This window comes from Microvirga sp. HS2, assembly GCF_055792805.1.
The window spans coordinates 66,363-88,189 of the sequence record NZ_JBVVAJ010000010.1 but is presented as its reverse complement, the minus strand read 5'-3'; the positions used below and the strand labels follow the sequence as shown (position 1 = coordinate 88,189).

23 protein-coding genes are annotated in these 21,827 nt (G+C 65.6%); 5 read left to right on the top strand and 18 right to left on the bottom strand.

Going from position 1 to position 21,827, the window contains the following annotated elements:
• Positions 1 to 11: 11 nt before the first annotated feature.
• The 3 genes from ACS5Q0_RS11425 to ACS5Q0_RS11415 all read right to left on the bottom strand — a co-directional run bounded on the left by ACS5Q0_RS11425 (position 12) and on the right by ACS5Q0_RS11415 (position 2,773).
• On the bottom strand, positions 12 to 800 hold the full coding sequence (locus tag ACS5Q0_RS11425; protein ID WP_473126825.1) for an ABC transporter ATP-binding protein: 789 nt from the start codon (positions 798 to 800) through the stop codon (positions 12 to 14).
• Positions 801 to 926: 126 nt separating this feature from the next.
• Positions 927 to 1,781 carry an ABC transporter permease gene (locus tag ACS5Q0_RS11420; protein ID WP_473126752.1) on the bottom strand — a complete coding sequence of 285 codons (855 nt, stop codon included), beginning with the start codon at positions 1,779 to 1,781 and terminating at the stop codon, positions 927 to 929.
• A 20-nt stretch (positions 1,782 to 1,801) separates the two neighbouring features.
• Positions 1,802 to 2,773: an aliphatic sulfonate ABC transporter substrate-binding protein gene (locus ACS5Q0_RS11415; protein ID WP_473126751.1), complete on the bottom strand. Its 972-nt coding sequence runs from the start codon at positions 2,771 to 2,773 to the stop codon at positions 1,802 to 1,804.
• Between the two features lie 259 nt (positions 2,774 to 3,032).
• On the opposite strand from ACS5Q0_RS11415, the gene ACS5Q0_RS11410 reads away from it, so the two are divergent.
• The 3 genes from ACS5Q0_RS11410 to ACS5Q0_RS11400 all read left to right on the top strand — a co-directional run bounded on the left by ACS5Q0_RS11410 (position 3,033) and on the right by ACS5Q0_RS11400 (position 7,332).
• Positions 3,033 to 5,780 (top strand): [protein-PII] uridylyltransferase, encoded by a 2,748-nt coding sequence (locus ACS5Q0_RS11410; RefSeq protein WP_473126750.1) that lies wholly within the window; start codon positions 3,033 to 3,035, stop codon positions 5,778 to 5,780.
• Between the two features lie 62 nt (positions 5,781 to 5,842).
• The gene (gene grpE, locus ACS5Q0_RS11405) at positions 5,843 to 6,466 is read left to right on the top strand and encodes a nucleotide exchange factor GrpE (protein ID WP_473126749.1); all 624 of its coding nucleotides are present in this window, start codon (positions 5,843 to 5,845) and stop codon (positions 6,464 to 6,466) included.
• Between the two features lie 227 nt (positions 6,467 to 6,693).
• Positions 6,694 to 7,332 (top strand): trimeric intracellular cation channel family protein, encoded by a 639-nt coding sequence (locus ACS5Q0_RS11400; RefSeq protein WP_473126748.1) that lies wholly within the window; start codon positions 6,694 to 6,696, stop codon positions 7,330 to 7,332.
• Here the strand turns inward: ACS5Q0_RS11400 and ACS5Q0_RS11395 are convergent.
• The 13 genes from ACS5Q0_RS11395 to ACS5Q0_RS11335 form a co-directional block, all read right to left on the bottom strand.
• Positions 7,329 to 8,267: a hypothetical protein gene (locus tag ACS5Q0_RS11395; RefSeq protein WP_473126747.1), complete on the bottom strand. Its 939-nt coding sequence runs from the start codon at positions 8,265 to 8,267 to the stop codon at positions 7,329 to 7,331. The two genes, ACS5Q0_RS11400 and ACS5Q0_RS11395, sit on opposite strands and share 4 nt — an antisense overlap.
• Positions 8,268 to 8,300: 33 nt before the next feature.
• The gene (locus ACS5Q0_RS11390) at positions 8,301 to 8,939 is read right to left on the bottom strand and encodes an alpha-ketoglutarate-dependent dioxygenase AlkB family protein (RefSeq protein WP_473126746.1); all 639 of its coding nucleotides are present in this window, start codon (positions 8,937 to 8,939) and stop codon (positions 8,301 to 8,303) included.
• A gap of 117 nt (positions 8,940 to 9,056) precedes the next feature.
• Positions 9,057 to 9,677: a 2,3-bisphosphoglycerate-dependent phosphoglycerate mutase gene (locus ACS5Q0_RS11385; protein ID WP_473126745.1), complete on the bottom strand. Its 621-nt coding sequence runs from the start codon at positions 9,675 to 9,677 to the stop codon at positions 9,057 to 9,059.
• 31 nt (positions 9,678 to 9,708) lie between these two features.
• Positions 9,709 to 10,515 (bottom strand): 4-hydroxy-tetrahydrodipicolinate reductase, encoded by an 807-nt coding sequence (gene dapB / locus ACS5Q0_RS11380; protein WP_473126824.1) that lies wholly within the window; start codon positions 10,513 to 10,515, stop codon positions 9,709 to 9,711.
• A 211-nt stretch (positions 10,516 to 10,726) separates the two neighbouring features.
• The gene (locus tag ACS5Q0_RS11375) at positions 10,727 to 11,032 is read right to left on the bottom strand and encodes a DUF1330 domain-containing protein (RefSeq protein WP_473126744.1); all 306 of its coding nucleotides are present in this window, start codon (positions 11,030 to 11,032) and stop codon (positions 10,727 to 10,729) included.
• Between the two features lie 4 nt (positions 11,033 to 11,036).
• Complete coding sequence (locus ACS5Q0_RS11370; RefSeq protein WP_473126743.1) at positions 11,037 to 11,324, bottom strand: DUF1330 domain-containing protein; 288 nt, start codon at positions 11,322 to 11,324, stop codon at positions 11,037 to 11,039.
• Between the two features lie 52 nt (positions 11,325 to 11,376).
• Complete coding sequence (gene pyrF, locus ACS5Q0_RS11365; protein WP_473126742.1) at positions 11,377 to 12,111, bottom strand: orotidine-5'-phosphate decarboxylase; 735 nt, start codon at positions 12,109 to 12,111, stop codon at positions 11,377 to 11,379.
• The gene (locus ACS5Q0_RS11360; protein WP_473126741.1) at positions 12,108 to 12,731 is read right to left on the bottom strand and encodes a class I SAM-dependent methyltransferase; all 624 of its coding nucleotides are present in this window, start codon (positions 12,729 to 12,731) and stop codon (positions 12,108 to 12,110) included. Before ACS5Q0_RS11360 ends, pyrF begins: the two co-directional genes overlap by 4 nt.
• Before the next feature lie 66 nt (positions 12,732 to 12,797).
• Positions 12,798 to 13,940: a molecular chaperone DnaJ gene (gene dnaJ, locus ACS5Q0_RS11355; protein ID WP_473126740.1), complete on the bottom strand. Its 1,143-nt coding sequence runs from the start codon at positions 13,938 to 13,940 to the stop codon at positions 12,798 to 12,800.
• Positions 13,941 to 14,152: 212 nt separating this feature from the next.
• The gene (dnaK, locus tag ACS5Q0_RS11350; protein ID WP_473126739.1) at positions 14,153 to 16,075 is read right to left on the bottom strand and encodes a molecular chaperone DnaK; all 1,923 of its coding nucleotides are present in this window, start codon (positions 16,073 to 16,075) and stop codon (positions 14,153 to 14,155) included.
• A gap of 385 nt (positions 16,076 to 16,460) precedes the next feature.
• On the bottom strand, positions 16,461 to 17,369 hold the full coding sequence (locus ACS5Q0_RS11345) for a bifunctional transcriptional activator/DNA repair enzyme AdaA (RefSeq protein WP_473126738.1): 909 nt from the start codon (positions 17,367 to 17,369) through the stop codon (positions 16,461 to 16,463).
• A gap of 800 nt (positions 17,370 to 18,169) precedes the next feature.
• A complete protein-coding gene (locus ACS5Q0_RS11340; RefSeq protein ID WP_473126737.1) occupies positions 18,170 to 18,526 on the bottom strand; it encodes an energy transducer TonB in 357 nt (118 codons plus the stop codon).
• A 69-nt stretch (positions 18,527 to 18,595) separates the two neighbouring features.
• Positions 18,596 to 19,108, bottom strand: a complete 513-nt coding sequence (locus ACS5Q0_RS11335) for a DUF2244 domain-containing protein (protein ID WP_473126736.1) — start codon at positions 19,106 to 19,108, stop codon at positions 18,596 to 18,598.
• 20 nt (positions 19,109 to 19,128) lie between these two features.
• Here ACS5Q0_RS11335 and nth point away from each other — a divergent pair, with 20 nt between their 5' ends.
• Positions 19,129 to 19,887, top strand: a complete 759-nt coding sequence (gene nth, locus ACS5Q0_RS11330) for an endonuclease III (RefSeq protein ID WP_473126735.1) — start codon at positions 19,129 to 19,131, stop codon at positions 19,885 to 19,887.
• Positions 19,888 to 19,891: 4 nt separating this feature from the next.
• On the opposite strand, the gene ACS5Q0_RS11325 is transcribed toward nth, so the two are convergent.
• Positions 19,892 to 20,137, bottom strand: coding sequence for a hypothetical protein (locus ACS5Q0_RS11325; protein ID WP_473126734.1), 246 nt, complete (start codon positions 20,135 to 20,137; stop codon positions 19,892 to 19,894).
• 3 nt (positions 20,138 to 20,140) lie between these two features.
• Positions 20,141 to 20,938: an undecaprenyl-diphosphate phosphatase gene (locus ACS5Q0_RS11320; RefSeq protein WP_473126733.1), complete on the bottom strand. Its 798-nt coding sequence runs from the start codon at positions 20,936 to 20,938 to the stop codon at positions 20,141 to 20,143.
• Between the two features lie 177 nt (positions 20,939 to 21,115).
• On the opposite strand from ACS5Q0_RS11320, the gene ACS5Q0_RS11315 reads away from it, so the two are divergent.
• Positions 21,116 to 21,805: a glutathione S-transferase family protein gene (locus ACS5Q0_RS11315; protein WP_473126732.1), complete on the top strand. Its 690-nt coding sequence runs from the start codon at positions 21,116 to 21,118 to the stop codon at positions 21,803 to 21,805.
• The last annotated feature ends 22 nt before the right edge of the window (positions 21,806 to 21,827 follow it).

The window sequence follows — 21,827 nt, the reverse complement described above, 5'->3', positions numbered from 1 at the left end:
CCTGTCCTTGGTTACCACCACAAAGCGGCAGCCTGGCGGTCGCGCTCGCGTTGGGGCTGCTGTTGTGGTGTGTTGAGCGAATGATCGAGCGCCGTCAAGACGCGGCGCACGGAGGTCTCGAACGGCAGCCCCGTCTTGTCCCGCGGCCGCGAGAGGGTGAGCGGCAATTCGTCGAAGATGCGTCCGGGCTTGGGCTGCATCACGACGGCGCGGTCGGCGAGTGTCACGGCCTCCTGCACGTCGTGCGTCACGAGAACGACCGTGGGGCGCGTCTCCTCCCACAAGCCCAGCAGATGCTCGTGCAGGCTCGCACGGGTAAAGGCGTCGAGGGCGGAGAAGGGCTCGTCGAGCAGCAGCACCTTCGGGTTCGTCACGAAAGCGCGGGCAATTGCCACGCGCTGCTGCTGCCCGCCGGACAGGTCTCGGGGCCAGCGGCCGGCATGTTCGGACAGGCCGATCTTCTCGAGGGCGTGCCGGACGCGCGCCTTGCGTTCGGCTGCCGTGAGATGTTCGAGGCCGAAGGCGATGTTGTCCGCCACCGACAGCCAAGGCAGCAGGCGCGGCTCCTGGAAGACGATCCCGACGGAAGGGTGCGGGCCGGCAAGCGCCTCGCCATCGAGGCGGATGGCGCCCGCGCTTGCCTGATCGAGGCCCGCGATGAGGCGCAGCAAGGTGGTCTTGCCGCAGCCAGAGCCCCCGATGAGAGCGATGATCTCGTCCTGGCGGACCGAGAGGTTGATGTCGGACAGTGCGCGCGTGCCGTCGGCATAGGTCTTGGAGAGGTGTTCGAGCTGAAGCATCTCATAGGCTCCATTCGTCATGGCCGGGCTTGTCCCGGCCATCCACGTCTTCGAAACTCCACGCCACGCAAGACGTGGGTCCCCGGAACAAGTCCGGGGATGACGGGGTGTAGGCTGGTGATCGCATCACAATCTCTCCCGCACGGTGTCCTGCCAGCGCACGAGCGGCTTGGTGAGAAGGACGAGCAGGCTGTCGGCGATCTTGCCGAGGAGGGCGAAGGCGATGATGGCGGCCAGGATCTGGTCGGGCTTGCCCATCTGCTGCCCGTCGACGAGCAGGTAGCCGAGGCCCTCCGAAGCCCCCATGAATTCGGCCGCGACCACGAACATGAACCCGAGGCCGAGACCTGAGCGCAGCGCAATAACGGCTTCCGGCAGAATGGCTGGCAGCAGGATGCGCTTGGCGAGCTTGTAGCGCGAGAGCCGGAACACATGGCCGACCTCGACGAGCTTGCGGTCGACGGACAGGATCGCTCCCGCGATGCCGAGATAGACGGGGAAGAACACGCCAACAGCGATCAACGCCACCTTCGAGGCTTCGAAGATCCCGAGCCAGAGGATGAAGAGCGGGACCCAGGCGATGGACGGAATGGCGCGCAGGGCCTGCAGCGTGGGATCGAGAATGCGGCGGATCGTTTCGCTCGCCCCCGAAAGCGCGCCGAAGACGATGCCGGCAACGGCGCCGAGCACGAAACCGGTCACGATGCGCCACAGCGTGGCCCAGACATGGGTCCACAATTCGCCCGTTTCGGCGAGAGCCCAGAGCGTTGCGAAGATCCGGCTCGGCGGCGGAACGAGGCGCCCCTGCGCGAGGCCGGCATGCACGGCGGCTTCCCAGAGAAGCGCGACCGCGACGGGGAGTAAAATGCCGAGAAGGATGCGCCAGTCGAAGGCGCGACGCTTCTCGGCAAGGGAAGGAGCCGCGAGAGCGGCGGACTCCTGTTGGGAGGACCAGGCGGAAGTTGCGATTTCGCCTGACACGGCGCTCTCCCGTGACGAAGTCATTGAGCCGCGGCCGTGGCGAAGCGGCGGTCGATGAGGGCATCGACGACGGCGCGCACATCCGTATCGGCGGGAACGACGCCGGCCTGTTGCAGCGCGACGCCCGCAGCGATGATCGTGTCGGCCTGCGGCTGCCCGATGGCGGAATGGGTGAGCTCGGTCCGCTCCAGCTGACGCTCGATCACGGCTTCCGGCAGCTTGGTGTAGGTCACGAGGGTCTTCTTCAGCTCCGCCGGATTGGCGAGCGCATATTGGCGGGCCTGCTCATAGGCCTTCAGGACGCGGCCGACGAGGGCCGGATTGTCCTTGGCGAAGCTCTCGGACACGTTCAGCACGCCCCAGGTGTTGGCGGCCGCATTGCGGTAGAAGAGCTGCGCGCCGCTTTCGACTTCTGCTGCGGCCATCAGCGGGTCGAGGCCGGCCCAGGCATCCACGTCGCCGCGTTCGAGGGCCGTGCGGCCGTCCGGGTGCTGGAGCAGGACGAGCTTCACGTCCTTCTCGGTGAGCTTGGCGTCCTGGAGGGCGCGGACGAGGAAGATGTGCGGGTCCGTGCCGCGGGTGACGGCGACGCGCTTGCCCTTCAGGTCCTCGACCTTGGTGATGCCCGTGTCCTTGCGGGTGACGAGGGCGGTCCATTCGGGACGGGAATAGACGTAGATCGACTTGATGGGATTGCCGTTGATCTTGGCGATCAGGGCGGCGGCGCCGGCCGTGGAGCCGAAATCGATGGAGCCGGCATTGAGGAATTCGAGGGCCTTGTTGGAGCCGAGCGACTGCACCCAGCGGACTCCGATGCCGTCCTTTTCCAGCTCCTTCTCCAGGAAACCCTTGTCCTTCAAGACGAGGCTCACCGGATTGTAGGTGGCGAAGTCGATCTTGATCTCCTTCGGCTGGGCGAGGGCGCCGGTGGCGAAGGAGGTCAGGCCCGTGGCGAAGGAGGCGGCGAGCAGGAGACGGCGGGTCAGGCTCATTGTGTCAGTCCCATGTTGCGCGCATGGGGCTTGGGACCGTGATCCGGCAGCGCCCGGCGCTTTAGCTGCACTTGTTTCGCGCCCGCAAGCTGCTTGCTCAAATCGGCGCGTGTTCGTTTTATGAAACTGATCGTTTCTTATGTCAAACAAAATCTCTTATAAAGAACACTCTATTCGTCTTAACGGATAAGTCCAGCCTGCTCTTGGGGGCGGCCATCCGGAGTGGTAAGCCAGTGCAAGTATCCGCGATGGTTGCCCCATGCCGCTTCAATCTCCCGATGCCATCCTTGCGTCCCTTGGCGACGAGCCGATCCGCGACTCGGCGCAGTTGCGGACCAGGCTCGTGCCCGAGCTGAAGCTCTACCTGGACGAAAGCCGCGCCGAGGCCGAGCGGCAGCTCCTGGAGACGAAAGACGGCCTCGTCTGCGCCAAGTATCTCTCGGCTCGGATGGACGATCTCGTCCGCCTCGTGCACGATTCCGTGGTGCGGCATCTCTATCCGGCCGGGAACCCGTCGTCGGGCGAGCGCATCGCCGTGGTGGCGACGGGCGGATACGGGCGGGGAACCCTTGCCCCCGGCTCGGATGTCGATCTTCTTTTCCTTCTTCCCTACAAGCAGACCGCCTGGAGCGAGAGCGTCGTCGAGGCGATGCTGTATGTGCTGTGGGATCTCAAGCTGAAGGTCGGGCACGCCACCCGCTCGGTGGACGATTGCCTGCGCGAATCCTCTGCGGACATGACGATCCGCACCTCGCTTCTCGAAGCCCGGTTCCTGTTCGGTGATCGGGCGCTCTACAACGATCTCGTGCAGCGTTTCGACAAGGAGATCGTCGCCACGTCCGCCGCGGAGTTCGTTGACGCGAAGCTGAAGGAGCGCGATGCGCGCGTGGCCAAGGCCGGTGCGTCGCGCTACCTCGTCGAGCCCAACGTGAAGGACGGCAAGGGCGGCTTGCGCGATCTCAACACGCTCTTCTGGATCGGCAAATACGTCTATCAGGTGAAGAAGCCGAGGGATCTCGTGAAGGCGGGACTCTTCACGCCCGAGGAGTTCAAGCTTTTCCAGCGATGCGAGGAGTTCCTCTGGCGCGTGCGCTGCCACATGCATTTTGCGACCGGCCGCGCCGAAGAGCGTCTCACCTTCGACCTGCAGCGCGTCATCGCCGAGCGCATCGGCTTTGCGCCCCGGGGCGGGCTGTCCGGGGTCGAGCGGTTCATGAAGGCCTATTTCCTCATCGCCAAGGACGTCGGCGACCTGACCGCCATCGTCTGCGCAGAGCTCGAAGCGCGTCAGACGAAGAAGCGGCCCATGCTCGATCGCATGTTGGGGCGCTTCCGTCGCCGGCGCGGAGGCGCGATCGCGGGCAACGATTTCGTCATCGACAACAACCGCATCAACGTGAAGAACGAGGACGTCTTCGCGCGCGATACCGTCAATCTCATTCGTCTTTTCTGGCTCGCGGACAAGCACAACCTCGCAATTCATCCCGATGCGTCGCGGCTGGCGACGCGCTCGCTCAAGCTGGTCGGTCCCAACCTTCGTCGTGATCCGGAAGCAAACCGGCTCTTCCTCGACATCATCACCTCGAAGAACGCGCCGGAGGTGGTGCTGCGGCGCATGAACGAGGCGGGCGTGCTCGGCCGCTTCGTTCCCGATTTCGGACGCATCGTCGCGATGATGCAGTTCAACATGTATCACCACTACACAGTGGACGAGCACCTCATCCGCTCCATCGGCGTGCTGACGGAAATCGAGGCGGGACAGCTCGGCAACGAACATCCTCTCGCCAACCAGATCTTCGGTACGATCCAGAACCGCCGGGCTCTCTACGTGGCCGTCTTCCTGCACGACATCGCCAAGGGTCGGCCGCAGGATCACTCGATCGCGGGCGCTGCGATCACCCGCAAGCTCGGCCCCCGTTTCGGATTGACCGAAGCCGAAACGAATACGGTCGCCTGGCTGGTCGAGCATCACCTGCTCATGTCCAACACGGCCCAGAGCCGCGACCTGTCGGACCCCGCCACCATCAAGAGCTTCGCGGATATGGTGCAGACCATGGAGCGCCTGAAGCTCCTGCTCGTGCTCACCATCGCCGACATCAAGGCGGTGGGGCCCGGCACCTGGACCGGCTGGAAAGGGCAGCTCCTGCGCACGCTCTATTACGAAACCGAAATGCAGCTCGGCGGCGGCGCGGCGGACGTGGCGCGCTCGGATCGCGTCCGGCTCGCGCAGGAGCAGCTGCGGGCGGCGCTCCCCGACTGGTCGGACGAGGCGTTCGAAGCCTACGCGGCGCGGCACATGCCGGCCTATTGGCTGAAGACGGACGAGGAGCGGCGCGCGAAGCAGGCGCATTTCGTGCGCGATGCGGAAAGGGCGGGGCGCACGGTCACGACGTCCTACGAGACGGATCATTTCCGCGGCGTCACGGAACTCACCATCCTCTCGCCCGACCATCCGCGTCTGCTCGCGATCGTCACAGGCGCCTGTGCCGCGGCAGGCGGCAACATCGTGGACGCGCAGATCTTCACGACGACGGACGGCATGGCCCTCGACACGATCGTGCTGTCGCGCGCTTTCGACCGGGACGAGGACGAACTGCGCCGGGCGGAGCGTGTCGCCAAGGCCATCGAGCGTGCCCTGAAGGGCGAGGTCAAGATCGCGGACCTCGTGGAGAGCAAGAGGCCCTCGAAGCCCGCGAAAGCGTTCCATGTGCCCCCGGAGGTCACTATCGACAACTCGTTGTCGAGCCGCCAGACCGTCATCGAGATCTCGGGGCTGGACCGGCCGGGCCTGCTCTACGACCTCACGACGGCTCTCGGCAAACTCAACCTCAACATCGCTTCCGCTCACATCGCGACCTTCGGCGAGAAGGCCGTGGACGTGTTCTATGTGACCGACCTGACGGGCACGAAGGTGACCCATGCGGGCCGCCAATCCACCATCCGCCGCGCCCTGCTCGATGTGTTCAAGACGGACGAAGCTGAGCCGTTCCAGCGGCGAAGCGCTTGATTTGTGAGCGCTTCGACCTGATATGTGCCCTGACCCTTTTTCCTACCTTTAGTTGATCGACCATGAACCCGAACGACACGGACAACCAGAACATGAATCCACAGGCCGAGAACCCCAACGGCGCCGAGACCGAGGCCGCCGCTGCGTCTCAGCCCGACCCGGTGGCCGTTCTCGAGGCCGAGAAAGCCGATCTGAAGGATAAGCTCCTGCGCCTCATGGCGGATATGGAGAACCTGCGCCGCCGCACGGAGCGCGAGGTCGCCGATGCCCGCACCTACGCAGTCGCGAATTTCGCCCGTGATATGCTCACCGTGGCCGACAACGTGCGCCGCGCCATCGAGAGCGTGCCGGACGAGGCTCGCGCCGGGGCCGAAGGGGCCTTCAAGGGCCTCATCGAGGGAATCGACCTCACGGAGCGGGATCTCCTCAACACGCTGGAACGTCACGGCGTGAAGAAGCTCGATCCGCAGGGCCAGAAATTCGATCCGAACGTGCATCAGGCCATGTTCGAGGTGCCGAACCCGGACGTGCCGACGGGCACGGTGGTGCAGGTGGTCCAGTCCGGCTACGTGATCGGCGACCGCGTGCTGCGCCCGGCTCTCGTCGGTGTCTCCAAGGGAGGCCCGAAGGCCCCGGCGAACGGCGCGGGCTCGGAGGCCGCCGACAATCCTTCCTCCGCTTCCTAGAGACGGCATAGCGCAAAGCATCTGCCGATAGGGCACTGAACTCCCTCCCCCTTGCGGGGAGGGGCAGGGTGGGGTGCGGGCGCCGCACCCCCATCGGCCATCGCTCACACCCCATTCCCCCACTGCAAGACGAATATTCCCGACCTGCGGCAGACAAAGACAAGTCCCGGGCAAGCCGGGGGCATGCGGGGGAGGGGTTCCAGCGCCAGATCAGGCAAGGTATTGCCGTGGACCTTCTCCACCATATTCCTTTCGAAGCCATCGGAGTCGCCGTCTTCGCGCTCACGGGCGCGCTGGTGGCGGCTCGCAAGGGCATGGATCCGTTCGGATTCGCCCTGCTCGCCACGCTCACGGGCGTGGGAGGCGGGACGGTGCGGGATCTGCTGATCGGAACCCGCCCCGTCTTCTGGGTGGGCGATCCGACGGACGTGCTCGTCTGCCTGATCGTCGCCGAGCTGGTTTTCGCGCTGGGTCCGAAGAAGGTGGCGGCCCTGGAAGGCGGCCGACGCAGTCGCCTGCTCCTGTGGGCGGACGGCCTGGGCCTGGCTCTCTTCGCCATCACCGGCACGGCGAAGGCCCTGGCCGCCGATGTCCCCGTCCTCTCGGCCGTCGCGCTCGGCACCATCACGGCGACCTTCGGCGGGATCATTCGCGACGTTTTCGCCGGGATCACGCCGCTCGTCCTCAGACAGGAAATCTATGTGACGGCGGCGGCGTTGGGCGCAGCCGTCATGGTGACGCTGCAGTCGATCGGCCTTCCGCTTTCCTGGAGCGCCATGGCGGGCTTTGCCGCCGCCTTCGGGTTGAGGGCGCTCGCAATCCTGCGTGGATGGTCGCTCCCGACCTTTCCGGGCCGCGAGTCTTAAAATTTCGACTCGATACTGTCGGCGATCGCACGAAAGCGCGGCAGGTTCTGGTCCCGCTGCTCCTCGCGCGTCAGGCCGACCATGCGCAGATAGCGGTCCCCCTCGAAGCGGATCGATTGCATCACCACGATCGGCTGGCCCGATTCCGCCTCGATGGCTCTCGCCACGATCTCATGCCAATCCTGCCCCCTGAGGCGGAAGGAATCGGACCGCTCGATCTTGACGTTCTTGATCACCTGGTTGGCGTAGAGAGCCGCCTGCGCGAACTGCTTCCGTTTTTCATCGGAAGGGGGCGGGGATTGAACGGAGGCCCCGATGATCATCATCGGCTGCTCGACGGCCCTGATCGTATCCTTCGGCCCATCGGTGTACAGCACGGACGTCCCGGCGATCACGCGGACGGGCCTGAAGCCGGCCGTCTCGACGAGGCGGAAGGGCAGGGCGGAAACCTGCTCCTCCAGAGACACGTCGTGGCGCACCACAACGCTCTTCAAGGCATCCTTGATCTGCGTGTCGCTGTAGCCGTCCTGGCCGCCGCTCACCTGCGCCACCACGAGGCCGGTCAGGGCCTCGTCCTTGACCAGGAGGAGCCATTTGCGACCTATATCGGGCTTCGCCATGGTGCTGCTGACGAGAATGCCGGAACTGGAGCCGAGCTTCACGTTCTCCCGGGACGTCAGCTCCATGCCCTGTTTCCTGAGCACGTCCTTGTTCAATCCGGAAGCGAGCTGCTCGAAAGCGCCGGGGGGCAGTTCCGCGAAGGTGATCACGGCGGCCCGCTCCTCGTTCTCGAACCCGCCGCCGCGCTTCGAGAGGGTCATGTCCGGCGGAGGGACCAGGCCGAGGCGGGAAGCCGGCGGGAAGACGGCTTCGGCGGCAAAAGCCGCCTGGAGCGACAGGATGAAACCGAATGCTGCAGCGGTCGGAACTTTCATGGTAACCCCTTGAGCGTTCTTGAGCTTTAAGGCTTAGAGCGGCTTTTCCACTTTGCGCAAGGTCAGATTAAGGCGCCCCCCCTGCGGCAGCAGGTCCGAATGGCCGGGGATCAGCCGGTCGATGCCATGATAGATCAGGCGGGCCGGTCCGCCGAACACGATCGCGTCACCGGATTTCAGGCGGATCGAGCGGGTCGGATCCTTTCGCTCGAGGCCGCCGTAGCGGAACAGGGCCGTATCGCCCAGGGAGAGCGAGACGACCGGCGCGCCGAGCTCCTCCTCGTCCTTGTCCTGGTGCAGGCCCATGCGGGCTCCGGGATCGTAGAAATTGATCAGGCAGGCATCCGGAGGATGCGGATAGCCGCTCAGGTCGTCCCAAGCCTCCAGGACCTGGTCGGGCATCTTAGGCCAGGGCTGTCCCGTCTCGGGATGGGTCGGCTGATACCGATAGCCGTCGATGTCGGAGACCCAGCCGAGCCTTCCGCAATTGGTCATCCGTACGGAGAAGGGCTTGCCGGTGCGCGGCATGCGGGGGGCGAAAAGAGGCGCGGCGCGCGTGATCTCGCGCAGGGATTGGAGCAGCCGCTCCTGGGACGGACGGTCCAGGTAATCCGGGTGATAGACGAGGCCGGGGGCGAGGGTGATGGAGGGCATGAAAAGCACTGTCCTCATTCCCTCCCCCTTGTGGGGAGGGCCAGGGTGTGAGCGATAGCCTATTCAGGTCTGGTGCCAACACCCCCACCTCCAACTCCTCCCCACAAGGGGGAGGAGAGTAGGTCGAGCTTGTTTTTACCCCTCCAGCACTTCCTTGCTGGCGACGGTGGTGTCGGCATTGAGGTGATAGACCAGCGGAATGCCGGTCGCGAGCTCGAGGCTCGGGATCGTCTCGGCGGTCAGGCCGTCGAGCACCATCACGAGCGCGCGCAGGGAGTTGCCGTGGGCGGCCACCAGAACCCGCTCGCCGCGCATCACGCGGGGCAGGATTTCGCGGATGTAATAGGGCAGCACGCGGGCCACGGTGTCCTTCAGGCTCTCGCCGCCGGGCGGGGGCACGTCGTAGGAGCGGCGCCAGACGTGAACCTGCTCCTCGCCCCAGCGGGCGCGGGCGTCATCCTTGTTGAGACCGGAGAGGTCGCCGTAATCGCGCTCGTTGAGGGCCTGGTCGGCGATGGTCTTGAGGTCGGGCTGGCCGATTTCCTCCAGGATCAGCTTGCAGGTGCGCTGGGCGCGACCCAGGGCCGAGGTGTAGGCGACGTCGAACTGCACGCCCATCTCCTTCAGGCGACGGCCGGCCGTGCGCGCCTCCTCGATGCCGAGGTCGGTCAGGCCCGGATCCTTCCAGCCGGTGAACAGATTTTTGAGGTTCCATTCGCTCTGGCCGTGGCGGGCAAGCACAAGAAGGCGATCCATCTCTCAGCGTCTCCGTAATCGTGTAGGGGTCTTAGAGGTCTTTGAGGCCGAGCACATCGGCCATGGTGTAGTAACCGGGCTTCTTGTCGAAGCCCCAGAGCGCGGCCTTCACCGCGCCGCGCGCGAAAATGCTGCGGTCCTCGGCGCGATGCGACAGCTCCAGACGCTCGCCCGCTCCCGCGAAGATCACCGTATGGTCGCCGACCACCGAGCCGCCCCGCAGGGTCGCGAAGCCGATATCGCCCGCATTGCGCGCGCCGGTGTGTCCGTCGCGGCTGCGCACCGCGCGGTCCTTGAGCGAGATGTCGCGCCCCGCCGCGGCCGCCTCTCCGAGGAGCAGGGCGGTGCCCGAGGGCGCATCCACCTTCATGCGGTGATGCATTTCGAGAATCTCGATGTCGAAGTCCTCGCCCAGGGTCGCCGCCACCTTGCGCACGAGGCCTGCGAGCAGGTTGACGCCGAGGGACATGTTGCCGGACTGGACGATGCGCGCATGCCGGGCCGCGGCTTCGAGCTTCGTGAAGTCGTCGTCCTGCAGGCCCGTGGTGCCGATCACATGGACGATGCGGGCCTGGGCGGCCAAACCCGCGAAGGCCACCGTGGCGGCGGGCGTGGTGAAGTCGAGAACGCCGTCGGCCTTGGCGAAGACGGGCAGGGGATCGGCGGTGACGCTCACGCCCAGCGGGGCACGCCCTGCGAGCACGCCCGCATCCTGTCCGAGCGCATGGGAGCCTTCGCGCTCGATGGCGCCGACGAGGCGGCAGCCCTCCGTCTCGGCCACGGTATCGATGAGCATGCGCCCCATGCGCCCGGCCGCTCCGACCACGACAAGTCGCATTTCGCTCATGCTGGATCTCCTGTTGTTAGAGCCGTTTCCCCTTGCGTGGAATCAGCTCTTCTCTTCGGTGTGCCGCATTTTTGGCGGCGAACCGGGGCCACTTCGCCGGAAATGGCTCAAGACGCTGGATATAGCGGCTCGGAGGGGGGCTGAGAAGCGCTGTATCTCGCCCCCGGCATGGCCGGCACGAGGCCGGGAATGACGAAAAGCGTCAACCCGGCTGCGGGCCCTCGTAGCCTTCGATGATGATGATATCCGCCACCGCGTGGCCGTCCCGCTCGGCCTTCGCGGCCTGATACTCGGGCGAATCCCAGCACTCCAGGGCCGCCTGATAGGTCGGGAACTCGATCACCACGTTGCGGTCGCGCGAGCCGCCTTCGGCGACGCGGAAGCCGCCGCCCCGCACCAGGAAGCGGGCGCCGTACTTGGAGAAGGCCGCAGCGTTGGCCGTCACGTAGTTCTTGTAGGCTTCCGGGTTCTGCACATCGACCCGGCCGATCCAATAGCCCTTCGGCATCGCATTAGGCTCCTTCCACCAGCACGAACTCGGCCACGCAGGCGCCTTCGCGCTTGGCCTTGGCCGCCTGATATTCGGGGGAATGGTAATAGGTGCGGGCCTGCTCCACGGAATCGAACTCGATCACCACGTTGCGGGCCCGGGCCTCGCCCTCCAGCGCCTCGTAGGCGCCGCCGCGCACGAGCGGGCGTCCGCCATATTGCTTGATCGCCTCCGTCGCACCCTTGGCGTATTCGGCATAGGCCTCGGGGTTCGTGACGGTGACGCGGGCGATGACGTAGCCTTTGGGCATGGTGGGCTCCTCCTGAAGTGAATGAACGACGAAGGCGGGGCGGCGCGAGGCGTCAGGCCCCGGCCATCTCCCGCACGATGGCCTCTGCCGCCGCGCGCGGATCCGCTGCCTTGACGATGGGGCGCGCCACCACGAGATGGGTGGCCCCGTTGCGGATCGCATCGCCCGGGGTGACGACGCGCTTCTGGTCGCCGGCCTCCGCTCCCGCGGGGCGAATGCCGGGCGTGACGATGAAGCGGTCGGGGCCGATGATGCTGCGGACGCGCTGGGCTTCGGTGGCCGCGCAGACGAGGCCGTCGATGCCGATCTCGCGTGCCTGGGCCGCCCGGCGGGCGACGAGCTCGGCCGCCGATACGGGCACATAGCCCGCTTCGACGAGATCCTTGTCGTCATAGGAGGTCAGCACGGTCACCGCGAGGATCTTCAGGGACGATCCGGCCTTTCCGGCGACGGCTGCGCGCATGGTCTGCGGATAGGCGTGAACGGTCAGGAACGTGACGCCCATGCGGGCAATGGAGCGCACGCCTTCCTCGACCGTGTTGCCGATGTCGTGCAGCTTGAGATCGAGAAAGATCTTCTTGCCCTGGCCGATCAGCTCGCGCGCGAACTCGAAGCCGCCCGCATAGGCCAGCTGGTAGCCGATCTTGTAGAAGGTGCCCGCGTCGCCGATGCGCGCCACGATGGAGCGCGCTTCCTCGACGCTCGGAACGTCGAGGCCGATGATGAGCCTGTCGCGCATGTCCCCCTTCGAAACGGGATTCGTTGAAGGAGACACAGGCTGGCTCATGGATGGGAGACCTTGTTGTAGACCCAGACGCGGGCCGGGGGCAGGTTGCGCCAGATCCGGTTGGAGGCTCTGGCCTTGTGCGATTGCGAGCGCGCCGGGATCGGCGGCACCACCGCATAGGTGAACTGGATGAAGGGGGCGCTCGGATGCATCAGCCCCTGCGCCGTCTCGAGGAGGGTCAGGCGCTGGTCCATGGGCTTGGTGAAGAGCGGCAGGCTCGACACGGTGGCGGCCGCGGGTTCCTTCAGGACGCCGGACAGCGTTTCCTTGAGGTCGTAGGCATCGCCCTGAACGATGGTCGCCTTCGGGAAGCGGCGTTTCAGGAGCTGGCAGAACTCGGGGTTGAATTCGACGAGGATCAACCGCTCCTGCTCCACGCCGCGCCTGATCAGGGCGTCGGTGACCGGGCCGGTGCCGGGACCCAGCTCGACGATGGGCCCCGGAATGCGGGGATCGACATAGGAGGCCATGGTCCGCGCCAGGATCTTGCCCGAGGGCGTCACCGCGCCGACGACGAGCGGGCGCTCGAGCCAGGAGCGGAGGAACCGGGCCTCGTCCTGAAAGCGATCTTTCTTGAAGGGCAGTTTCCGGGTCGTGGGCCGTTGGGACGACTGAAGCACTGGGAAGACCCCTCAAGCGGGCGGATCACACGGGTTGTTTAGAACTCAAAGGAAACGACCGTCAAGTTAACTTGATCCGCTGAAGCCATCGAGAAACTCCCTAAAGCGCGAGAAGAAGCCCGAGCTTTCAGGGTGGTTTTCCTTGGAGCATTCCCTGTCGAATTCCTCCAGAAGCTCGCGCTGGCGCTTGGTGAGCTTCTGCGGGGTTTCCACAACAACCTGGATGTAGAGGTCGCCCACGTCCCGCGAGCGCAGGACCGGCATGCCCTTGCCGCGTAAACGGAACTGCTTGCCGGTCTGGGTCCCCTCGGGAACCTTCACCAGCGCGTCGGTGCCGCCGAGCGTCGGCACGCTGAACTCGCCGCCGAGCGCCGCCGCCACCATGGAGATCGGCACCCGGCAGAACAGGTCCGCGCCGTCCCGCTGGAAGAAGGGATGCGGCTTGAGGGACAGGAAGATGTAGAGGTCGCCCGCCGGGCCGCCGCGCAGGCCCGCCTCGCCTTCACCCGCCAGGCGAATGCGCGTGCCGTCCTCGACGCCGGCCGGGATGTTGACCGAGAGCGTACGCTCGCGGGTGACGCGGCCGGCGCCGCCGCAGGCTCCGCACGGATCGTCGATCACCTCGCCGCGCCCATGGCAGTTCGGGCAGGTGCGCTCGATGGAGAAAAAGCCCTGCGTCGCCCGCACGCGGCCCGCGCCGCCGCAGGTGGGGCAGGCCTTCGGCTTCGAGCCGGGCTTCGCGCCGGAGCCCGAGCAGGCTTCGCAGGTGACGGAGGTCGGAATCTTCAGCTCGGCGGTCTTGCCGTGGAACGCCTCGTCGAGGGTGATCTCGAGGTTGTAGCGCATGTCCGCGCCACGCTCGCGCCCGCTGGACGCGCGGCCTCGGCCGCGTCCGCCGCCCGCATCGCCGAAGAAATTCTCGAAGATGTCCGACATGAAGTCGGAGAAGTCGCCGCCGAAGCCCGGTCCGCCTGCGCCGCCATTGGCGAAGGCCGCATGGCCGTAGCGATCGTAGGCCGCGCGCTTCTGCCCGTCGGAGAGGGTCTGATAGGCCTCGTTGATTTCCTTGAACTTGATCTCGGCCTCATGGTCGCCCGGGTTCCGGTCCGGGTGATACTGCATGGCGAGCTTGCGGAAGGCGGATTTCATCTCCGCTTCGGTCGCGGTCCTCGCAACGCCGAGAACCTCGTAGTAATCGCGCTTGGACATGTCAGGCGCCCCAGGGAGCGACGAAACGCTCCGTTATGCGGCCGGTCGTCGAATCCGGGCGCTTGGACCGGCCCGCGGCAGCGGGCCCGTCGGCCAAGGCGTCGTGATGATGAGACGAACGATCGGTCATTGTTGTTTCTAGCCGTTTCACGAAAACGGCACCCGGCGATCAAACCGGGTGCCGAATTCTCTTCACGAAGTGCGCATCGTTCTTAGGCGCGCTTCTTCTTGTTGTCGCCTTCGTCGACTTCCTGGAAGTCGGCGTCGATGACGTCGTCCTTCTGGGCGCTCTCGCCGCCTTCCGGCTGCTCGGCGCCTTCGCCAGCATTGGCTTGAGCCTGGTACATGGCCTCGCCCAGCTTCATGGAGGCCTGCATCAGGTCCGTGGTGCGGGCCTTGATGACCTCCGAATCCTCGCCGGCGAGGGCCTGCTTGAGCGCGTCGATGGCGGTCTGGATGCCCTGCTTGTCGGACTCTCCAACCTTGTCGCCGTAATCATTGAGCGACTTTTCGGTGGCGTGGACCAGGCTTTCGCCCTGGTTCTTCGCCTCGACGAGCTCGCGACGCTTCTTGTCTTCCTCGGCGTGAGCCTCGGCGTCCTTCACCATCTTCTCGATATCGGCATCCGACAGACCGCCGGAGGCCTGGATGCGGATCTGGTGCTCCTTGCCGGTGGCCTTGTCCTTCGCCGTGACGTTCACGATGCCGTTCGCGTCGATGTCGAAGGTCACTTCGATCTGCGGCACGCCGCGCGGGGCGGGCGGAATGCCCACGAGGTCGAACTGGCCGAGCAGCTTGTTGTCCGCCGCCATTTCGCGCTCGCCCTGGAAGACCCGGATAGTCACCGCGTTCTGGTTGTCCTCCGCGGTCGAGAAGACCTGGCTCTTCTTCGTCGGGATCGTGGTGTTGCGTTCGATCAGACGGGTGAACACGCCGCCGAGCGTCTCGATGCCGAGCGAGAGCGGGGTCACGTCGAGGAGCAGAACGTCCTTCACGTCGCCCTGGAGCACGCCCGCCTGGATCGCTGCGCCGATGGCCACGACCTCGTCCGGGTTCACGCCCTTGTGGGGCTCCTTGCCGAAGAAGTTCTTCACCACTTCCTGGATCTTCGGCATGCGGGTCATGCCGCCGACCAGGACCACCTCGTCGATGTCGCCGGGCGAGATGCCGGCGTCCTTGAGGGCCTTCTTGCAGGGCTCGATCGTCTTCTGCACGAGGTCGTCCACGAGCTGCTCGAACTTGGCGCGCGAGAGCTTGAGGGCGAGGTGCTTCGGACCGGAGGCGTCCGCCGTGATGTAGGGCAGGTTGATCTCGGTCTGGGCGGCCGAGGAGAGCTCGATCTTCGCCTTCTCGGCGGCTTCCTTCAGGCGCTGAAGGGCGAGCTTGTCCTTGGTCAGGTCGATGCCCTGCTCCTTCTTGAACTCGGCCGCGAGGTACTCGACGAGGCGCATGTCGAAGTCTTCACCGCCGAGGAAGGTGTCGCCGTTGGTGGACTTCACCTCGAACACGCCGTCGCCGATCTCCAGGACCGACACGTCGAAGGTGCCGCCGCCGAGGTCGTAGACCGCGATCATGCCGGTCTGCTTCTTGTCGAGGCCGTAGGCCAGCGCCGCAGCGGTCGGCTCGTTGATGATGCGCAGAACCTCGAGGCCCGCGATCTTGCCCGCGTCCTTGGTGGCCTGGCGCTGGGCGTCGTTGAAGTAGGCGGGAACCGTGATGACGGCCTGCGTCACCGGCTGGCCGAGATAGGCCTCCGCGGTTTCCTTCATCTTCTGCAGGGTGAAAGCGGAGATCTGCGACGGCGAATATTGCTTGCCGTCGGCCTCGACCCAGGCGTCGCCGTTCGGACCCTTGATGATGTGGTAGGGAACGAGGCCCATGTCCTTCTGGGTCATGGGGTCGTTGAAGGTGCGCCCGATCAGGCGCTTGATGGCGAAGAAGGTGCGCGACGGGTTCGTGACCGCCTGGCGCTTGGCCGGCTGGCCGACGAGGCGCTCGCCTTCGTCCGTGAAGGCCACGATGGACGGGGTCGTCCGGGTGCCTTCCGCATTTTCGATCACTTTGGGCGTCGTGCCTTCCATGACAGCGACGCAGGAATTGGTGGTGCCGAGGTCGATACCAATGACCTTACCCATGGCGGGATCCCTCACTTTCAAGCAGACCGCCGCACCCCGAAGCGGCGCGGCCCATGGCTTATGTTGACTGACTGAACAGGTCCGCTTCTTCCGAGGCGAGCCCTGCTGGCGCTGATATAAGAAGGGCTTTCAAGCGCTGCAAGACGATCCTGATGGCTTGTTTGCCGGATCTTATCGGAGACGGGCGCTGTTGCAGGGCTGCAATAGGGGGAGGCGACTGGGGAAGGGGCAGATCAGTCCTCTCCTCGTTACCCCCTCGTCATCACCGGCCTTGTGCCGGTGATCTCGATTGGAAAGATGTGGCGCTCATCGGGTCGGAATGGCCGGGACAGGCCCGGCCATGACAATGGAGGGCGGTCAACTGAGAGGTGGTCGACCCGATGCGTCAAGATGCATTCGTCTCCAAACCCCGCCCCGCTTCCCACCCCAGGATCGCCTGCTTGCGGGTCAGCCCCCAATGGTAGCCCGTAAGCGCGCCGGAGCGGCCGAGGACCCGGTGGCAGGGGACCACGAAGGAGATGGGGTTTTTGCCCACTGCCGCGCCAACGGCCCGGCAGGCGGCGGGCTTGCCGATGTGGCGGGCGATGTCGGAATAGGTGGTGGCCCGGTCTCGGGGAATGCGCAGCAGGGTCTGCCAGACCCGCACCTCGAAATCGGTGCCGATGAGGACCACCCGCAGGGGCTGTTCCGCCTGCCACTGGGACGGGTTGAAGATGCGCCGGGCGAGCGGCGCGGTGGCGGCCTGGTCCTCGACGTAATGCGCCTTCGGCCAGCGGCGGGTGAGGTCGGCCAGGCCCGCCTCCCGATCCCCGTCGTCCACGAATCCGAGCCCGGCGAGGCCCCGCTCCGTCACCACCAGAACCGCCTCGCCGAAGGGGGAGGGGTGGAAGCCGTAGCGCATGGTGAGGCCCGCTCCGCCCGTCTTGTAGTCGCCGGGAGTCATGGCCTCATGCGTCACGAAGAGATCGTGCAGCCGGGCGGGGCCCGAGAGCCCGACCGCGTAGGTGGCGTCGAGAACGCTGGCAGAATCGGACAGGAGCGCCTTGGCGTTGTCGAGGGTGATCGCCTGCAGAAACGCCTTGGGCGACAGACCCGCCCAACGCCGGAACAGGTGGTGCACATGGGTCGTGGAGAGCCCCACATGGTCCGCGATGGCCTCCAGCGACGGCTGCTCGCGCCAGCGCTCCGAGATGTACGCGATGATGCGGCGCACCCGCTCGTAATCGGCCTGCGGCTCCTCCGGCAGGGTGAGCTGGCCGGGCTCAATGGTGATGTCGCGCAATGTATCGAGCATGACGTTTTCCTCTTGTGGGCACTCTAAGCGGTCCCAGGAGAGGGCGACACCCGATTTCTGTGGCATTGTTCACTCAATCCAGTCCGAACCTTTTTGTCATGATCCTCCCGCCGTTCTGGCCCCCTCTCGTCATGGCCGGGCTTGTCCCGGCCATCCACGTCTTGGGACCCGCCACGGCGTAAAGACGTGGATCCCCGGCTCAAGGCCGGGGATGACGGGGAGGGTGGTCGCATGGGGATGAGGAGGCATGTTCCAGTTTTGTTCTTGACAGGCGCGCCAAGCTAAACTATATCGTGACCTGTCCCGGCTCACCGAGGGGCGCGCTCGCGAGGCGTCGCAGGTTGTGGAGCCGGGGCACGGTCCCGCGCTCCAGGCCACGCAGCCTGGGCGGACGGGAGGCCCTGGCTCGGCCCAGGGGTCCGGGCATGCACCGCCGCCCGCCGTCTCCGGCGCGTCGCAGGACGCAACGGCAGGCGCGCTCGCCAACGGCATCCCGGAGCCTGCGTCGCCAGTCCGCCTAAAAGAACCGTGCGCGAGGAGCCGTCGGGTTCCCCAGCCATCACCATTCTCCATCGAGCCGGACCGCTCCTCGCGCGACCCCTCGACTGCTCCCCCTCGGTGCCAATCCGCTCCGAGGCCGATCCTCCATGCTCTGCGCTCTTTGACAGCTCCGCTCATCTTGCATCATGCCCACGCCTGCCACGCGCCCCATCGCTCACGGCAAGCGATGCGTCAGACGCATCGGAAGGCCCCCGTGCGGCAAGCGGTACCTGGCCGCGGACATGACCGCGGATCTGGCCTTACCGAGTGTCGAACCGGATGTGCAGCACCTTCCAATCGCTGTAGCGGGAAGCCCAGCCCGGCGAGATCCTGAAAGGCGTGCATTCATCGAGGGCCTGCAGAGCACCCTTGGCCGCAAGGGAATCGGGCGAGCCGCTCGTGACCTTCGGCTGGCGCTCCACCGATCCGTCCGGCTTCAACCGAACCTCCAGGACGACGGGTTCCGCTCCGGCCGCTTTCCTCGGGAGCCTGTAGCAAGCCTTGATTTGATCATGGAACGCGGCCTTCAGATCCTCCCGCGTGTCGGAGGCGGTGACGCACGCAGACAAGGCGGTCGCGACCGTGCCAAACAGCAGGAGCGAGAACGGAGGTTTCATCGGACACCCTTTCGCCCGACGATCATCGCTGAAAGGCTGTAGGAATCAATGCTCGCGAGAGCGGTCGCTTCAATAGCCCCGCTTCACGTCCGACAGCGCCCGGCTGAAGGCATCGGCGAAGGTCTCCCGTTCTTCCGGGGAGAGGTCCCGGGCGATCACCACGTGCTGGTTGCGGGAGGTGAGGGCGAGTTCCTGCAGGCCGAACTCGTCGTCGACCTCGCGGTCGAGGCGGGTCCAGAGCGGATTGAACTGCCATTCGTGCGCCTCGCCCCGGTCGCTGACCTTGCGAAGCAGCAGCCGGATCGGGGTCAGCTCCAGAAGCTCGAAGGCCTGGCCCTGCCGGTAGCTGATCCGGAATGCGATGAAGAGGCCGAGGAAGTCGAGGCCGAAGAAGCCGGCGACGGGCCAGAAGCCCATGATCACGAAGGGCAGGCTCGCGACGACGGAGGTCAGGCAGACCAGCGCCATCACGATTCTGAACCCTTGCGGGCTCAAGGACCTGTGCGGGCGGATGACGGCCGAGAACACCGGCTTCTCGAACCGGTCGCCCTCATCCTCAAATGTCACCTTGCTGCCTGCCATGGTCCAGATATAACGCGGGCATGTCCGATCTGAAGCAGCCGATCCGCCGCAAATCCGTGTCGAAGAAGTCTCCGCCGACGCCCAAGGCCGCCGTCCCGGCGAGGGCCGTTGGGAAGGCCCTGCGCCTGCGCAAGCCGAAGCCCGTCGACAGGGCTACCATGATCGAAATTTTCCGTCGCCTCAAGGAGGCCAATCCGGAGCCCAAGGGCGAGCTGGATTACACCAATCCCTATACGCTCCTCGTGGCGGTGACGCTCTCCGCGCAGGCCACGGACGTGGGCGTCAACAAGGCGACGAAGGAGCTCTTTCGCATCGCCGATACGGCGCAGAAGATGCTGGAACTGGGCGAGGAAGGCCTCCGTCAGCACATCAAGACGCTGAACTTCTTCAACACGAAGGCGAGAAACGTGATCGCCATGGCGAAGCGGCTCGTCGAGGAATTCGGGGGCAAGGTGCCCAATTCCGTCGAGATCCTCGAGACCCTGCCGGGGGTCGGACGCAAGACCGCGAGCGTCGTGGTGAACATCGCCTTCGGCGACCCGCGCATCGCCGTCGACACGCATATTTTCCGCGTCGCCAACCGCCTGCCGCTCGTGGTCACCAAGACGCCGCTGGAAACGCAAGCGGCGCTGGAGGCCCTGATCCCGAAGGAATACCTCCTCCACGCCCATCACTGGCTCATCCTGCACGGGCGCTACATCTGCAAGGCCCGGCGGCCCGAATGCTGGCGCTGCCCGGTCAACGACCTCTGCCGCTACCCGGACAAGATGATTCCGTAACGCCTCACGGCCTCACGCAGCGCAGCGGCTTGGAGATGCAGGCGATGCCGGGGGTCGAGCAGGCGAGCCCCTGCGCGGTGCGGGCGCAGACGAGGCAGCCGTCGGTCCATTCGGAGCAGGCGGGTTCGGATTCGGCCTGACCGGCGGCCGGCGGGCCTGCGAGAGCGCCCGCAAGCAGCGCCAGCACCGTCACCATCAGAGCGACCAGGATGGCGAGCGAAACGGCGAGAGCCTCGTCACGGGACAGCATGGCTCACCCGAAGGCGATGAGGCCGGCAAGCCCCGCCACGCCGACGAGGATCCGCCAATAGGCGAACGGCGTGAAGCCGTGGCGGGAGACGTAGTCCAGCAGGCTCTTCACGACGAAGACCGCCGCGATGAAGGCGGCGATGAAGCCCACGACGATGATGATCGCATCGTTGGCCGAGAGGATCTTGTAATTCTTCAGAAGGTCGTAGGCGAAGGCGCCCGCCATGGTGGGCATGGCGAGAAAGAACGAGAACTCCGCCGCTGCCCGCTTGGAGGCGCCCATCAGCATGGCGCCCACGATGGTGGCGCCCGAGCGGGACACGCCGGGCACCATCGCGAGGCACTGGAGAATGCCGATCTTCAGGTACATGGGCAGGGGAAAGCGGGTCGCGTCGTCCCGGGTGGCTTCCAGGGGCATGCGGTCGACAAGCAGCAGCACGAAGCCACCCGCGATCAGGGTCATGCACACGATCCAGGGGTCGAAGAGCACCTCCTTGATGAAGCTGTGCAGCAAGGCGCCGATGAGGGCGGCCGGCAGGAAGGCGATCACGACGCCGACCACGAAGCGCCGGGCGTCCGGATCCCGGGGCAGGGCCTTGGCGATGGTCAGGAGCTTGTGGAAATAGACCGAGAGGATCGCAAGGATCGCGCCCAGCTGGATCAGGACCTCGAAGGTCTTGCCCGTGGATTCAAATCCCAGGAAATGGCCGACGAGCAGCAGATGCCCCGTGGAGGAGACCGGCAGGAATTCAGTCAGCCCTTCGATGAGGCCCAGGAAGAGCGCCTCGATGATGTTCGCCATCGTTGAAAATCCTAAAAACGGCGCCAGATGCAGGGGCGCTCCCGGGCGTGTCAAGAAAGCATTGCAACCACAAGGCCTTCTTTATGCGTCTGGGACATGAGATTCACCAAAATTCCTTACCGCACGTTAACAAAACGCGGCCTTATTCTCGCCGTCTGTCTGGCGCTCACATAATCCATGGCCACCCTACATTCCTATCCTTTTTGCCCGCACTCGCGGTTTGTGCGCCTTGCCCTGGCGGAAACGGGTCTCGAGGCGGATTTCGTCGAGGAGAAGCCGTGGGATCGGCGGATCCCACTTCTGGAAATGAATCCTGCCGGGACCCTTCCGGTGCTGGTGGATGACGGCTTGCCCGTTCCGGGCGCCCGGGGGATCGCGGATTATCTCGACGATGTACGGGGAGGCGATCTGAGCGACCGCAGGCTCCTGCCGCAGGATATCGTGCAGCGGGTCGAGGTTCGTCGCCTGCTCGACTGGTTCCTGGGCAAGTTCCACGAGGAGGTCTCGGATTACCTCGCCACGGAAAAGATCTACAAGCGGTTCATGCCCGCGGAGCTGGGCGGCGGTCCGCCCGACATGAGCGCGATTCGCGCTGGGCGGACCAATGTGCGATATCACCTGAAATATATCGGATTTCTGATTTCCAAGCGGAATTGGCTGGCCGGCGACCAGATGACCTATGCGGATTTGGCGGCGGCGGCCCATCTCTCGGTGGTGGATTATCTCGGCGACGTGCCATGGGAAGAGAACGAAACGGCGAAGGATTGGTACGCCCGGGTGAAATCCCGGCCGTCGTTTCGTGCGCTCCTGGCGGACCGGGTTCCGGGCATGGCTCCGGCGGATCACTACGACAATCTGGACTTCTGAGCGGGAGTGCCCTGAAGCGCGC

What these genes read in the sequence shown, in the direction of transcription:
- ACS5Q0_RS11425 (WP_473126825.1), bottom strand. Translation starts at nt 800, where the DNA reads ATGCTTCAGCTCGAACACCTCTCCAAGACCTATGCCGACGGCACGCGC.
- ACS5Q0_RS11415 (WP_473126751.1), bottom strand. Translation starts at nt 2,773, where the DNA reads ATGAGCCTGACCCGCCGTCTCCTGCTCGCCGCCTCCTTCGCCACGGGC.
- ACS5Q0_RS11410 (WP_473126750.1), top strand. Translation starts at nt 3,033, where the DNA reads ATGCCGCTTCAATCTCCCGATGCCATCCTTGCGTCCCTTGGCGACGAG.
- grpE (WP_473126749.1), top strand. Translation starts at nt 5,843, where the DNA reads ATGAACCCGAACGACACGGACAACCAGAACATGAATCCACAGGCCGAG.
- ACS5Q0_RS11395 (WP_473126747.1), bottom strand. Translation starts at nt 8,267, where the DNA reads ATGAAAGTTCCGACCGCTGCAGCATTCGGTTTCATCCTGTCGCTCCAG.
- ACS5Q0_RS11390 (WP_473126746.1), bottom strand. Translation starts at nt 8,939, where the DNA reads ATGAGGACAGTGCTTTTCATGCCCTCCATCACCCTCGCCCCCGGCCTC.
- ACS5Q0_RS11385 (WP_473126745.1), bottom strand. Translation starts at nt 9,677, where the DNA reads ATGGATCGCCTTCTTGTGCTTGCCCGCCACGGCCAGAGCGAATGGAAC.
- dapB (WP_473126824.1), bottom strand. Translation starts at nt 10,515, where the DNA reads ATGCGACTTGTCGTGGTCGGAGCGGCCGGGCGCATGGGGCGCATGCTC.
- ACS5Q0_RS11375 (WP_473126744.1), bottom strand. Translation starts at nt 11,032, where the DNA reads ATGCCGAAGGGCTATTGGATCGGCCGGGTCGATGTGCAGAACCCGGAA.
- ACS5Q0_RS11370 (WP_473126743.1), bottom strand. Translation starts at nt 11,324, where the DNA reads ATGCCCAAAGGCTACGTCATCGCCCGCGTCACCGTCACGAACCCCGAG.
- pyrF (WP_473126742.1), bottom strand. Translation starts at nt 12,111, where the DNA reads ATGAGCCAGCCTGTGTCTCCTTCAACGAATCCCGTTTCGAAGGGGGAC.
- dnaJ (WP_473126740.1), bottom strand. Translation starts at nt 13,940, where the DNA reads ATGTCCAAGCGCGATTACTACGAGGTTCTCGGCGTTGCGAGGACCGCG.
- dnaK (WP_473126739.1), bottom strand. Translation starts at nt 16,075, where the DNA reads ATGGGTAAGGTCATTGGTATCGACCTCGGCACCACCAATTCCTGCGTC.
- ACS5Q0_RS11345 (WP_473126738.1), bottom strand. Translation starts at nt 17,369, where the DNA reads ATGCTCGATACATTGCGCGACATCACCATTGAGCCCGGCCAGCTCACC.
- ACS5Q0_RS11340 (WP_473126737.1), bottom strand. Translation starts at nt 18,526, where the DNA reads ATGAAACCTCCGTTCTCGCTCCTGCTGTTTGGCACGGTCGCGACCGCC.
- ACS5Q0_RS11335 (WP_473126736.1), bottom strand. Translation starts at nt 19,108, where the DNA reads ATGGCAGGCAGCAAGGTGACATTTGAGGATGAGGGCGACCGGTTCGAG.
- nth (WP_473126735.1), top strand. Translation starts at nt 19,129, where the DNA reads ATGTCCGATCTGAAGCAGCCGATCCGCCGCAAATCCGTGTCGAAGAAG.
- ACS5Q0_RS11325 (WP_473126734.1), bottom strand. Translation starts at nt 20,137, where the DNA reads ATGCTGTCCCGTGACGAGGCTCTCGCCGTTTCGCTCGCCATCCTGGTC.
- ACS5Q0_RS11320 (WP_473126733.1), bottom strand. Translation starts at nt 20,938, where the DNA reads ATGGCGAACATCATCGAGGCGCTCTTCCTGGGCCTCATCGAAGGGCTG.
- ACS5Q0_RS11315 (WP_473126732.1), top strand. Translation starts at nt 21,116, where the DNA reads ATGGCCACCCTACATTCCTATCCTTTTTGCCCGCACTCGCGGTTTGTG.